15 protein-coding genes are annotated in these 12485 nt (G+C 67.2%); 13 read left to right on the plus strand and 2 right to left on the minus strand.

The features are described 5' to 3' along the window. Position 1: 1 nt before the first annotated feature. Positions 2-952, minus strand: a complete 951-nt coding sequence (locus tag HTA01S_RS18630) for a LysR family transcriptional regulator (RefSeq protein WP_068174245.1) — start codon at positions 950-952, stop codon at positions 2-4. Between the two features lie 147 nt (positions 953-1099). Here HTA01S_RS18630 and HTA01S_RS18635 point away from each other — a divergent pair, with 147 nt between their 5' ends. From HTA01S_RS18635 to HTA01S_RS18650, 4 genes are all read left to right on the plus strand, one after another. Continuing rightward, a complete protein-coding gene (locus HTA01S_RS18635) occupies positions 1100-1801 on the plus strand; it encodes a pirin family protein (protein ID WP_068174246.1) in 702 nt (233 codons plus the stop codon). Between the two features lie 45 nt (positions 1802-1846). Next, positions 1847-2257, plus strand: coding sequence for a DoxX family protein (locus HTA01S_RS18640; RefSeq protein WP_068174247.1), 411 nt, complete (start codon positions 1847-1849; stop codon positions 2255-2257). Positions 2258-2327: 70 nt separating this feature from the next. Further along, complete coding sequence (locus tag HTA01S_RS18645; RefSeq protein WP_068174248.1) at positions 2328-2885, plus strand: flavodoxin family protein; 558 nt, start codon at positions 2328-2330, stop codon at positions 2883-2885. A 29-nt stretch (positions 2886-2914) separates the two neighbouring features. Then, complete coding sequence (locus HTA01S_RS18650; RefSeq protein ID WP_068174249.1) at positions 2915-3610, plus strand: DUF599 domain-containing protein; 696 nt, start codon at positions 2915-2917, stop codon at positions 3608-3610. Positions 3611-3629: 19 nt separating this feature from the next. Here the strand turns inward: HTA01S_RS18650 and HTA01S_RS18655 are convergent, their stop codons facing one another. Continuing rightward, positions 3630-4292, minus strand: coding sequence for a phosphatase PAP2 family protein (locus HTA01S_RS18655; RefSeq protein ID WP_068174250.1), 663 nt, complete (start codon positions 4290-4292; stop codon positions 3630-3632). Positions 4293-4563: 271 nt separating this feature from the next. On the opposite strand from HTA01S_RS18655, the gene HTA01S_RS18660 reads away from it, so the two are divergent. The 9 genes from HTA01S_RS18660 to HTA01S_RS18700 are packed head-to-tail and all read left to right on the plus strand — an operon-like array spanning position 4564 to position 12475. Beyond that, complete coding sequence (locus tag HTA01S_RS18660; RefSeq protein WP_068174251.1) at positions 4564-4809, plus strand: acyl carrier protein; 246 nt, start codon at positions 4564-4566, stop codon at positions 4807-4809. Continuing rightward, positions 4806-6071 carry a beta-ketoacyl-[acyl-carrier-protein] synthase family protein gene (locus tag HTA01S_RS18665; protein WP_068174252.1) on the plus strand — a complete coding sequence of 422 codons (1266 nt, stop codon included), beginning with the start codon at positions 4806-4808 and terminating at the stop codon, positions 6069-6071. The genes HTA01S_RS18660 and HTA01S_RS18665 overlap by 4 nt, the downstream gene beginning before the upstream one ends. Positions 6072-6080: 9 nt before the next feature. Then, on the plus strand, positions 6081-6365 hold the full coding sequence (locus HTA01S_RS18670) for a phosphopantetheine-binding protein (RefSeq protein ID WP_068174253.1): 285 nt from the start codon (positions 6081-6083) through the stop codon (positions 6363-6365). Next, a complete protein-coding gene (locus HTA01S_RS18675) occupies positions 6362-7036 on the plus strand; it encodes a COG4648 family protein (RefSeq protein ID WP_068174254.1) in 675 nt (224 codons plus the stop codon). The genes HTA01S_RS18670 and HTA01S_RS18675 overlap by 4 nt, the downstream gene beginning before the upstream one ends. Continuing rightward, a complete protein-coding gene (locus HTA01S_RS18680; RefSeq protein WP_068174255.1) occupies positions 7033-8382 on the plus strand; it encodes an AMP-binding protein in 1350 nt (449 codons plus the stop codon). The genes HTA01S_RS18675 and HTA01S_RS18680 overlap by 4 nt, the downstream gene beginning before the upstream one ends. Beyond that, positions 8369-8674, plus strand: a complete 306-nt coding sequence (locus HTA01S_RS26045) for a 3-hydroxyacyl-ACP dehydratase FabZ family protein (protein WP_068174256.1) — start codon at positions 8369-8371, stop codon at positions 8672-8674. The genes HTA01S_RS18680 and HTA01S_RS26045 overlap by 14 nt, the downstream gene beginning before the upstream one ends. Beyond that, a complete protein-coding gene (locus HTA01S_RS18690) occupies positions 8671-9576 on the plus strand; it encodes an LpxL/LpxP family acyltransferase (RefSeq protein WP_068174257.1) in 906 nt (301 codons plus the stop codon). Before HTA01S_RS26045 ends, HTA01S_RS18690 begins: the two co-directional genes overlap by 4 nt. After that, positions 9573-10142 carry a LolA family protein gene (locus tag HTA01S_RS18695; protein WP_068174258.1) on the plus strand — a complete coding sequence of 190 codons (570 nt, stop codon included), beginning with the start codon at positions 9573-9575 and terminating at the stop codon, positions 10140-10142. Before HTA01S_RS18690 ends, HTA01S_RS18695 begins: the two co-directional genes overlap by 4 nt. Next, a complete protein-coding gene (locus HTA01S_RS18700) occupies positions 10139-12475 on the plus strand; it encodes an MMPL family transporter (RefSeq protein WP_068174259.1) in 2337 nt (778 codons plus the stop codon). The genes HTA01S_RS18695 and HTA01S_RS18700 overlap by 4 nt, the downstream gene beginning before the upstream one ends. The last annotated feature ends 10 nt before the right edge of the window (positions 12476-12485 follow it).

The following is a 12485-nucleotide window of genomic DNA, read 5'->3' on the forward strand; positions in this document are numbered from 1 at the left end:
ATCAAGTGAGGTGGTGGTTTTCCAGCAGGGCGGCGCGGGTGGTCGGGTGCTGCAACTGGTCGAGCCACCAGCGCAGGGCCTGGCCGGCGTCGGCGGCGGAGCGTGGGCGACGCCAGGCGTAGGCCAGGCGGATCGTGTGGTTGGGCCGTTGCGCCATGGTCTTGACCACCAGCAGCCCGGCGGTGATGTAGGGCTGTGCCATCGGCTGGGGCAGGAAGCCGCCGCCCATGCCGCGCAGCTGGGCTTCCAGCTTGTGCCGCATGGTGGGCACGGTGAGCACCTCCTGGCCGGGCAGCAGGTTGTAGGTCTGGCCCGCGCCGCGCACGGTGCTGTCGGCCACGGCCACCGCGCGGTGGTGGCGCAGATCGTCGTCGCACAGCGGGTGCTCCACGGCGGCCAGCGGGTGGTGCGGCGCCACGGCATAGACGAACCGCAGCGGCCCCAGTGGCGCGGTCTGGATCTCGGGCAGCGAGATTTCGGCGAACACCCCCAGCGCCAGATCGGCCTGGCCGCTTTGCAGGGCTTCCATGGTGCCCGAGAGCGTTTCGGCGCGCAGCTTCAGCCGCGTGGGCGCACCGGTGGCGTAGAAGGCCTCGCACAGCTCGAACTGCGTGGCGTGGGAAATGATGGCGTCGGCGGCGATGGTGAGCTGGGGTTCCCAGCCGGTGGCCACGCGCTTGACCCGCTGAGCCACGGCGTCGAGCTCGTCGAGCAGGTACTGGCCGGCGCGCAGCAGTTCGGCCCCGGCGGGGGTGAGCTGGGCACGCCGCGCGCTGCGGTCGAACAGCAGCACGTCCAGCGCGTCCTCGATCTGGCGCACGCGGTAGGTGAGGGCGCTGGGCACCATGCCGAGTTCACGCGCGGCGGCGGCCATGCTGCCCAGCCGCGCCACGGCTTCGAGCAGGCCCAGGTTCTCGGGCGAAAGGGCGGAACGCGGGGTCGGGCTGGCCATGGTTTTTTTGGGTCAATGATTCAATTGGTTTGAATGATGCCATCAAAACCATGCAAACCGCACGGGGGGTCAGGCGCCCACAATTCATCCATGCCAGCCCACCAACCCAAGGTGGCCGCTGGTCAACCCAGATGAAAGGACGTCACCATGATGCAGATTCGACGCTCGCAGGAACGTGGTCAGGCCGATCACGGCTGGCTCAAGAGCCACCACTCGTTTTCGTTCGCGGGCTACTACGACCCGGCCTGGATGGGCTGGGGCAACCTGCGCGTGATCAACGAAGACCGCATCGCCCCGGGCACCGGCTTCGGCACGCACGGCCACCGCGACATGGAGATCATCAGCTACGTGCTCGAAGGCAGCCTGGCCCACAAGGACAGCATGGGCAACGTCAAGGCCATTCCGCCCGGTGACGTCCAGCGCATGAGCGCGGGCCGCGGCGTGATGCACAGCGAGTTCAACCACGCGCCCAACAGCACCACGCATTTCCTGCAGATCTGGATCGAGCCCAACGTGACCGGCATCGAGCCGGGCTACGAGCAGAAGCGTTTTGCGGATGAGGAAAAGCGAGGCCAGCTGCGGCTCGTGGCCTCCGGCGACGGCGCCCAGGGCTCGGTCACCATCCACGCCGATGCGGCCATGTACGCCGGCTTGTTCGATGGCGACGAGCAGGCGGAACTTCCGCTGAATCCAGCGCGCAAAGCCTATGTGCACCTGGTGCGCGGTGCTCTGGAGGTGAATGGCCAGCGTCTGCAGGGCGGCGACGCCGCGGTGCTGGCCGGCGACAGCCTTCTCTCGCTGGCCCACGGCGAAGACGCCGAGGTGCTGGTGTTCGATCTTGCGTCCTGACATCCCGTCCGTTCTTTTTCAACTGCTTACCTGAGGAGTGTTTCCATGCTTTCAACTCTGCAAAATCCCCTGGCCCTGATCGGCCGCATCCTGCTGGCCGTGCTGTTTGTGCCGGCTGGTTTCGGCAAGATCGCCGGCTTCAGCGGCACCGTGGGCTACGCGGCCTCCATGGGCATGCCGCTGCCCACGGTGGGCGTGGCCGCCGCGCTGGCGATCGAGCTGCTGGGCGGGCTGGCGCTGCTGGTTGGGTTCGGCACCCGTTGGGTGGCCCTGGCCCTGGCGGTGTTCACGCTGGTGGCCAGCTTCTTCTTCCACGCCTACTGGTCATTGCCGGCCGAGCAGCAGATGATGCAGCAGCTGATGTTCTTCAAGAACGTCGCCATCACCGGCGGTCTGCTGGCCTTCGTGGCTTTCGGTGCCGGCGCGTTCAGCCTGGACGGGCGCCGCAAGGGCTGAGAGCCGCCACGGCTTCACCGCATTTCAACCACCCGCGCGGCATGCCGCGCATTCCTACTGGAGGTTTCAGATGTCCAAAGTTGTCGTTGTCTACCACTCGGGCTATGGCCACACCCAGCGCATGGCGCAATCGGTGGCCGAAGGCGCCAACGCCGAACTCATCGCGATCGATGCCGACGGCAACCTGCCGGAGGGCGGCTGGGAAGCGCTGGCCGCGGCCGACGCGATCATCATGGGTTCGCCCACCTACATGGGCAGCGTGAGCTGGCAGTTCAAGAAATTCGCCGATGCGTCCAGCAAACCCTGGTTTTCCCAGCAATGGAAAGACAAGATCGCGGCCGGTTTCACCAACAGCGCCGGCATGAACGGCGACAAGCTGTCCACGCTGCACTACCTGTTCACCCTGGCCATGCAACACGGCATGATCTGGGTGAGCCAGGGCCTCATGCCCAGCAACACCAAGGCCGCGCAGCGCAACGACGTGAACTACCTGGTGTCGTACAGCGGCGCGATCGCACAAAGCCCGTCGGACGCAAGCGCCAACGAGATGCTGCCCGGCGACCTGGAAACCGCGCGCCAGTTTGGCGAGCGCGTGGCGGCCATCGCAGCCAGGTTCACCAAGGCCTGAGACCACCGGAGCCGTCGTACCATCGGCGTATGAAGGTTCTCAGCATCATTCCCTGGGCCGACTGGCTGGCGCTGGTCGGTTTTTTTGCCTTGTGGATCGGGTACGCGTGGTTCGCTCGCGTGTGGGGTCGCAGTCGCGCGTCGCTGCTGGCCACCACCAATCGGTACCGTGCCTACTGGATGCTGCAGGCCACCTCGCGCGACCCGCGCATGCTCGACGGCGTCATCACGCAAACGCTCTCGCACACGCCCTCGTTCTTCTCGTCCACGTCCATCCTGGTCATCGGGGGTCTGTTTGCTCTGCTCGGCACCACCGACAAGGCCACCGAGCTGATGAGCGAAATCCCGTTCGCCCAGGCCACGTCGCTGATCGTGTTCGAGTTCAAGATCCTGGTGCTGGTGGCGATCTTCGTCTACGCCTTCTTCCGATTTTCCTGGTGCATGAGGCAGTACACCTTCGTGGCGCTGATCATTGGGTCCATGCCGCCGCCGGAGGACTTCGAATCGGGCAAGTTCGACCGCCAGCAGTACGCCGACCGGGCGGCCGCCATGGTGGGAGCCGCCGCTGAAACCTTCAACGATGGCTTGCGCGCGTACTACTTTTCGTTCGCGGCGTTGGCCTGGTTCGTTTCACCGTTGGCCATGGTGCTCGGCACGCTGGCGGTGGTGGCGATCCTCTACAGCCGGGAGTTCCGCTCCGAGGTGCTGCACGTGCTGCGGGACTGACGCCCCGAAGACCGGGGGGTCACGCCAGGGTCAGCGCCCGGCGTTTGCGGCCCGGATACAGCGACGCTGCGGCAAAGGCCACGCCCACGACCGCGCCACTGAGTGCATCGATGGCGACGTGTTGCAAAGTTGCGATGGTCGACCAGATGATGGCAACGCAATGTATTGCGCTGATCCATCGCAATAGCCGGGGAGCATTCATTTCCCGGAATATCCGGTCGAGCCAGAATGCCGAAAATACCGCCGATGCCACATGCAATGAAGGGCAGGCATTGCCGGAGGCATCAATACCCTTGATCATGGCCAATCCTGGGTAATCCTTCCAGTCAATGCCGAAATCGGGTGTGCGGGTGGGGAAAACCCAGAATATCGCCAGGCAGAACAGGCACAGCAGGGCGATCCACAGGCCAAACAGCAGCAGGGTGCGCAGGTCTTTCATCAGGGCCGGTGGAAGCGAGACATAGACCCAGAGCGAGGCGTAGATGGGGAAGGCAGCCGGAACGAAACCGATCCAGTGGTCCAACCAGATGGCCGGCACGACCACCGGTGTTTGGGTGGGATTGTTGAGAATCGTGAAATAGGCCCAGAAGAACAGCGTCATGAATGCCGTGGTTCCCAATGATTTGAGAGGCCAGAGAATGATCAGGCGCTTAAAGAATTCACGATGCCAGCTGGATTCCATTGTTTGGTTTCATTCAATTTCAGGTCAAATGGGCTTGGCCCATTGAATATCAAGGTGTTCATGATCCATTGCGCTATCACGCGGCATTGGAAATGCATCATAACTGCCCGGGCGGTCGAATATTTCCGGGATGTACAATCACCCGAGGATAAACGCGCTCGGGCGTCGCGGTGTGCTGCACGCCGGAAGACCGTTGCAAGGCGGGCTGAGCGACAGCGGGCCGTGCGTTGCCAGGGACAGAGGCGGCAGTGCCTCGCATGACATGTGTGCAATGGACTCGACTGAACTGATACAAAAATTCCTCCAGGACCGCCTGGGCACCGCGCCTGAAAGCATCGTTCCCGGCGCACGGCTGGCCGATCTGGGTCTGGACTCCTTGATGCTGGCCGAGCTGATGTTCGAGGCCGAGGATCGGTTCGCGATCTCGATCCCCTCCGACCTGCAACTGCCCAACACGGTTGGCGACATGACGGCCCTGATCGACACGCTGCTCGCCTCCAAAGCCTCGGCATCATGAGTGCCCGGCGTGTGGCCATCACGGGCCTGGGCATTGTCAGTCCCTACGGCGGTGGGCTCGACGATTTTTTCCAGCGCCTGCTGGCCGGTGAGTCCGCGGTTCGCCACCTGGTGACCGACGACGTTCCTCGTCCCCTGTCCATCCCCTTTGTCGGCTGTCCGGGTTTTGACGCAGAAAAGGCACTGGGCAAGCCCCTGGCCCTGATGATGGAACGGTTCTCGCAACTCGGTGTGGCCGCGGCTTTCGCCGCCTGGGAGCACGCGGGCTTGCTGCGCGAAGCCGTCGAAGATGGCCAACGCGACAACTGGGGCTGCATCTGGGGTACCGCACTGGGCGGCATCCTGGCCTACGAAAAGGGCTACCGCGACATGTGGATCAAGGGCCGCGAGCGCCTGTCGCCGCTGGCCGTGGTGCTGGGCATGAACAACGCGGTCAATGCGCACATTTCCATTCAGTTGGGGCTGGGCGGTGTCAGCACCAGCCACGCTGCCGCCTGCGCGTCGTCCACCATCGCGATCGGTGAGGCGTTCCGGCGCGTGCGCTCGGGGGAGGCCACGGTCATGCTGGCCGGCGGCTCCGATGTGTCGCAGGCCTACGGCGTGGCGCGTGCCTGGGAAGCCATGCGCGTCATGGCGCCGGGAGATGGCGATACCGCTGCGTTTGCCTGCCGCCCGTTCGCGCAGGACCGCCGCGGCCTGGTGCTGGGCGAGGGTGGTGCGGCCCTGGTGCTGGAAGACTGGGACCACGCGGTGGCGCGGGGCGCGCGCATCCAGGGCGAGATCGTGGGGTACGGCACCAGTTGTGACCACAGCCACCTGGTCCGGCCCGAGTCCCGCGGCCAGGTGCGGGCGCTGCGCGCCGCGCTGGCCGACGCCAGGCTGGAGACGACCGATATCGGCTACATCAACGCCCACGGCACGGCCACGCTCGAAGGCGATCCGGTGGAAATCGCTGCGCTCAAGGCGGTGTTCGCCGAGCAGGCCGCCGCGTTGCCGGTCAGCGCCACCAAGTCCATGCACGGTCATCTGCTGGGCGCCGCCGGCGCCATTGAGGCCGTGACCACCGTGCTCGCCCTGCGCGAGCAGGCCATTCCGCCCACCGCCCACCTGAGGGGCCGGCTGGATCCGGCCTGCGAAGGGGTGGATCATGTGCTGGAGGGGCGCCGCGGGTTGCGGCTCAAGGCCGCGATCTCCAATTCATTTGCCTTCGGTGGCAGCAACGCCGTGCTGGCGTTTCGTGCCGTACCGCAACACATTCTGTGAAGAGTTGCCATGTCTGATACCCCTGTTTCCGCTTCCTTCGACGACCTCATGAGCGAGGTCGCGGGCCTGATCGTCGAGGCCCTGAACCTGGACGTCCAGCCCCACGAGGTGCAGCCCGACGACCCGCTCTATGGTGATGGTCTGGGTCTGGACTCGATCGACATGCTGGAGATCGCCCTGGTGATCTCCAAGCGTTTTGGTTTCCAGTTGCGCTCGGACAACGAGAACAACGAGCAGATCTTTTCGTCCTTGCGGGCCCTGTGCACGCACATCGCCAGCCAGCGCACCAAATGAGCCAGACGCCGGTCCAGGTGTGGCGCATCGTCGCGACGGGCGCGCTGTTCGTCGCCTGGGCGATCGCGGCGCACCTGGGCAGCGCGGGGGTGGGCAGTGCCGGGTTCAACGCGGGGGTCGCGGTGATTCCGCTGTTCGTGGCTTTGGGTGCGCTGCTGTGGCAGGCGCGCAGCCTGGCCGTGCTGCTCGGCGGCCTGGCGGTGGCCCTGGCCGCGGTGGTCTGGGCCTGGCCCCAGTTGCGGGACAACGTTCCCGGGCTGTACTACCTGCAGCACCTGGGCAGCCATCTGGCGCTGGGGGTGTTGTTCGGCAAAACGCTGTGGGGTCCGGGCGACGCCCTGATCACGGGCATGGCCCGCCACATTTTCGGCAACGGGATTTCCGAGCGCAAGGTCCGGTACACCCGGCAGGTGACCGCTGCCTGGGCGGTGTATTTCTTTGCCAATGCGCTGGTCTCGACCGGGCTGTTCCTGTGGGCGCCGCTGGAGGTCTGGTCGATCCATGCGAACCTGCTCACCGGCCCCCTGATCGCGCTGATGTTCCTGGGCGAGCACCTGGTCAGAAAGCGCATGCTGCCCGTGCATGAGCGGCCCAGCATCGTCAGTGTGGTGCGCGCCTACCGCCAGCGCACCGGCCAGGCCGCCAGCGGCGAACCAGCTTCCCGTCCATGAACGAATATCCCCTGGTCAGCGGCCGACAGCTGGACGACATCCTGGCCTGGCGGCCCGAAGGCCCGGTGTCGGTGCGGGACTTCCTGTCGGACGCCAGTGCCGTGGCCGCCTGCCTGCCCGAGGGCAGCGGTGTGCTCAACCTGTGCGAGGACCGCTACCGGTTCGCCGTGGTGTTCGCGGCCTGTCTGCTGACCGGCAAGACCAGCCTGCAGCCCTCGTCGCAGTCGGTCGAGACGCTGCGCCAGATCGTCCGGGACTACCCCGGGGTTTTCTGTGTGACGGACGGGGCCTTCGAGGCGCCCGGGCTCGAGCTGCCCCGGCTGGACTTCCCCGATCTGTCGGCATTGGAGCGGCCTGTGGTGGACCACATGCCCATGATCGCCGCCGACCGGGTGGTGGCCATCCTGTTCACCTCGGGGTCCACCGGGCTGCCGCAACCCCAGGGCAAGACCTGGGGCAAGCTGGTGTTGAACGGCCGTGCCGAGGCGCGTGGTCTGGGGCTGGAGCAGACCCCGCATGTGCTCATCGGCACCGTGCCGGTGCAGCACAGCTACGGCTTCGAGTCCACCTTCTTGCTGGCGCTGCACGGGGGCTGCTGTTTCTGGAGCGGCAAGCCGTTTTACCCGCAGGACGTGGTCGGGGCGCTGCAGGCCGTGCCCGGCCCGCGCATGCTGGTGACCACGCCATACCACCTCTCGGCGCTGCTGTCCTCGGGCCTGGCCTTGCCAGCGGTGGACAAGTGGCTCTCGGCCACGGCGCCGCTGAGCAACGAGCTGGCCGAGCAGGCGGAGCGCCAGAGCGGCGCGCCGGTGCACGAAATCTACGGATCCACCGAGTCGTCCCAGCTCGCCAGCCGGCGCACCACCGATGGCGCGGCCTGGCAGCTGCTGCCCGGCGTGGTGCTGGAGCAGGAGGGAGACACCACTTTCGCCCGGGCCGGCCACGTGGAAGGGCGTGTGCCCCTGTCCGACATCATCGAGCTGCTGCCGGACGGCCGCTTTCTGCTGCATGGGCGCCATGCGGACCTGGTCAACATCGCGGGCAAGCGCACCTCGCTGGCCTACCTCAACCACCAGCTGTGCGCGATCGAGGGCGTGCAGGACGGCGCCTTCTTCCTGCCGGACGACGACGCCCGGGACGGTGTGACCCGCCTGACCGCCTTTGTGGTGGCGCCGGGGCTGGCCCGCGCCGATCTGGTGGCCGCGCTGCGCCAGCGCATCGACGCCATCTTCATGCCTCGCCCGCTGGTGCTGGTGGACGGATTGCCACGCAACAGCACGGGCAAACTGCCGCGCAGCGGCCTGCAGGCGCTGTACCAGAACCGGGTGTCCGATGGGCAGCGCTGAGTCCGTCTGGCGCGTCCCGCCAGACCACCCCGCTTTTGCCGGGCATTTTCCCGCGCGCCCCATCGTCCCGGGCGTCGTGCTGCTCGACCACGCGATCCTGCTGGCCCAGGGCCTGCACGGCGGGTCTGTCGACGGGTGGCGGGTGGACCAGGCCAAATTCCTCAGCCCCTGCGGGCCGGGGGAAACGCTGCATTTCGCGCTGGAGGTGTCGGCGCGCGGCGCCATCGCCTTCCGGGTGAGTTGCGAGGGCCGCGCCGTCGCTTCCGGCAGCCTGGTGCCACCGCCCAGATGAACACCCGCGTCAGGCCCGGGTGGATGCGTCAGCAGGAGCGCAGCAACACCGCCATCCTCAAGCTGATGGTCTGGATTTCGCTGACCTTCGGCCGCAGTCTGGGCCGTCTGGTGCTGCATGGCATCGCGCTCTATTTCTCCCTCTTCTCCCCCCAGGCGCGCCGGGCCAGCAAGGCCTATCTGACGCGCGCGCTCGGGCGGCCCGCGCGCTGGCGCGATGGCTACCGGCATGTCTTCAGTTTCGCCAGCACCATCCACGACCGGGTGTACCTGCTCAACGACCGCTTCGACGCGTTCGACATCGAGGTGTCCGGCGCCCACCACCTGGAGCAGGCCTTGCTCCAGCAGAAAGGGGCACTGCTGATGGGTGCGCACCTGGGCAGCTTCGAGGTGCTGCGCTCCGTGGGGCGCAGCCACACCGGGTTGCACGTGGCCATGCTGATGTACGAGGAAAACGCGCGCAAGATCAATGCCGCGCTGGCCGCGATCAACCCCAAGGCGGTGCAAGATATCATCCGCCTGGGCCGCCCCGAATCCCTGCTGGAAGTCCGGGACAAACTGGACGACGGTTATCTGGTGGGCATACTGTCGGACCGCTCGCTCGGGGGCGATGCCCAGTTGGAGGTGCCCTTTCTCGGTGAGCCGGCCGCGTTTCCCCTGGGGCCCTGGCGCATGGCGGCGATGCTGCGCCGGCCGGTGTTTTTCATGACCGGGCTGTACCTGGGGGGCAACCGCTACCAGATCCACCTGGAACCCCTGGCCGATTTTTCCGAAACTTCACGCGACGAACGCGGTCCAGCCATTGAGCAAGCGGTGCGGCGCTACGCCGATCTGCTCACGCGCTTCTGCAGGCAGGCTCCCTACAACTGGTTCAACTTCTTCGATTTCTGGCAGAAAAAATGATCAAACGGTGGTTTTTCGGCGTCGCACTGCTGGGCCTGACCGGGCTGGCGCAGGCCGCCTTCGACGTGCAGCAACTGATGGCCGAACTGGCCCAGAACAAGGGCGGGCGGGTGCGCTTCGTGGAAAAGCGTTTCGTGGCGCTGCTGGACAAGCCCCTGCAGGCCTCGGGCGAGATGAGCTACACCCCGCCCGACCGGCTGGAAAAGCGCACCCTCCTGCCCAAGCCCGAGACCATGGTGCTCGACGGGGACCGGCTCATCCTGGAGCGCGACAAGCGCCGCATGACGATCAACCTGGCCAGCCGGCCCGAAGCGCTGGCCTTCATCGACAGCATCCGCAGCACGCTCTCGGGCAACCAGCGCTCGCTGGAGCAGAACTACGCGCTGCAGCTCACGGGCGACAGCCGCCAGTGGGTGCTGGTGCTCGTGCCCAGCGAACAGGGCATCGCCGCCTTGCTCCAGCGCATCACCGTCAGCGGGACCCAGAGCCAGGTTCGCAAGATCGAGTACCTGCAGACCGATGGCGATCGCTCCGAACTCACGATTGAACCGATCGAAGCGCCATGAGTCCGGCGTTGCGTGTTTTCGGGCTGTGGCTGCTGGCCATGGCCGCCGGGGCGGCGGTGGTCTGGAACAGCCATTTTTCGGCGGACATGTCGTTCTTCCTGCCGTCCAAGCCGAGCGCCGAGCAGAAGGTGCTGGTCGGCCAGCTCAAGGACGGCACGGTGTCCCGCCTGCTGATGGTGGCCATCGAAGGGGGCGACGCCGCGGCGCGGGCCAAGGTGTCGCGCGCACTGCGCGGCCAGCTCGCCAGCCAGCCCGCGTTCGTCTCGGTTCAGAACGGTGAGGCCGAAGGCCTGGGCGCCGAGCGCGACTTCCTGGTGCGCTACCGCTACCAGCTGAGCCCGGCGGTGACGCCGGAGCGCTTCACGGTCGAAGGCCTGCGGGCCGCCGTGGGCGACGCCATCGACACGCTTTCCTCGCCGGTGGGGATGCTGTTCAAACCCTACCTGACGCGCGACCCCACGGGCGAGCTGCTGGCCGTGCTGGACCAGCTCAACCCCGGTGACCAGCCCGAGACCCGGGCCGGGGTCTGGGCGTCGCGCGATGGCGAGCGCGCCATGCTGCTGCTGCAGACGCGGGCGCTGGGCTCCGACACCGATGGCCAGGAAGCGGCCATCGCCCAGGTGAAAGACACGTTTGCACGCGTGGCCGGGGAGGCCGGTGCGAGCGGGCTGACGCTGAGCCTGTCGGGGCCGGGCCAGTTCGCCGTGAAGTCGCGCGCGACCATCAAGGCCGAGGTGTCGCGCCTGTTCCTGTTCAGCAGCCTGGGCATCATCGTGGTGCTGCTGGCGGTGTACCGCTCGGGGCGCCTGCTCGCGCTGAGCCTGCTGCCGGTGGCCAGCGGCGCGCTGGCTGGGGTGGTGGTGGTGAGCCTGGTGCACGGCACGGTCTTCGGCATCACCGTGGGCTTTGGCTCGGCCCTGATCGGCGAGGCGGTGGACTACGCCATCTACTTTTTCGTGCAATCCGGCCGCCAGGGGCTCAAGAGCTGGCGCGAGGTGTTCTGGCCCACGATCCGGCTGGGTGTGTTGACCTCGGCGCTCGGGTTCGGCGCACTGCTGTTCTCGGGCTTCCCGGGCCTGGCTCAACTGGGCCTGTACGCCCTGTCCGGCGTGGTCACCGCGGCGCTGGTCACCCGCTTTGTCTTGCCCACGCTGGCGGGTGGGCATACGCGCGTGCCGGTGCCGGGGCGTTTCGTGAATGGGCTTTTCACGGCGCTGGGCCAGGCGCACCGGTTGCGCCTGCCGGTGGCGCTGCTGGCCCTGGCGGCCTGCGTGTTCCTGTTCGTCGAGCGCGATGGGCTCTGGGATTCCAACCTGTCGGCGCTGTCCACCGTCAACGAGGTGGACGCGGCCAACGACGGGCGCTTGCGCGCCGACCTGGGCGCACCCGATGCGCGCTACATGGTCACCGTCACCGCGCCCGACCAAGAGAGCGCCTTGCAGGCCGCCGAGCGGGCCGGCGAGCAGCTCGACCGGCTGGTGGCCGATGGCCGCATCGGCGGCTACGACAGCCCGGCGCGTTTCCTGCCCAGCGTGCAGCGCCAGACCGCGCGGCTGGCCAGCCTGCCCCCGGCCAGCGAGCTGCAGGCGCGGGTGTCGCAGGCCCTGAGCGATTCACCGCTGTCCGCGGGCAAGCTCGGGGGCTTCATCGAAGACGTCGAGGCGGCGCGGCGCGGCGGCGTTCTGCAGCGCAAGGACCTGGACGGCACGGACCTCGCGCTGGCGGTCGACTCCTTGCTCTCGCACGGGCCGGACGGTTGGAACGCGATGCTGCCGCTGCGCCCGTCGAGCGAGGCGCAGGATGGCGAGATACCGGTGGAGCAGGTGCGTGCCGCGCTGGCGGGCAGCGGGGCCGTGTTCGTGGACATGAAGTCCGAATTCGACACGCTCTACCAGGGCTACCTGAGCGAGGCGGTGAGCCTGTCGCTGGCCGGTCTGGTGGCCATCGTGGGCCTGCTGGCGTTCAGCCTGCGCTCCGCGCGGCGGCTGGCGCGGGTGCTGCTCGCGCTGGTGCTGACGGTGGCCATCGTGATCGCGGGGCTGCACCTGATCGGCGAGCGCCTGCACCTGCTGCACCTGGTCGGCATGCTGCTGATCGTGGCTGTGGGCTCCAACTACGCGCTGTTCTTCGACCGCGCAGCCGCTGGCGAAGCGCTGGACGCCGAGATCCTGTTGTCCATGGCCGTGGCCGCGTTGACCACCGTGATCGGCTTTGGTGCGCTGGCGCTGTCCAGCGTGCCGGTGCTGAACGCGGTCGGGGTCACGGTGGGGCCGGGCGCCCTGCTGGCGATCCTGTTGTCGGCGGTGCTGGTGTACCCAGCCCGGGCGAGGTAGCGGTGGACGG

The sequence above is a fragment of the Hydrogenophaga taeniospiralis CCUG 15921 genome, assembly GCF_001592305.1.
Classification (GTDB): domain Bacteria; phylum Pseudomonadota; class Gammaproteobacteria; order Burkholderiales; family Burkholderiaceae_C; genus Hydrogenophaga; species Hydrogenophaga taeniospiralis.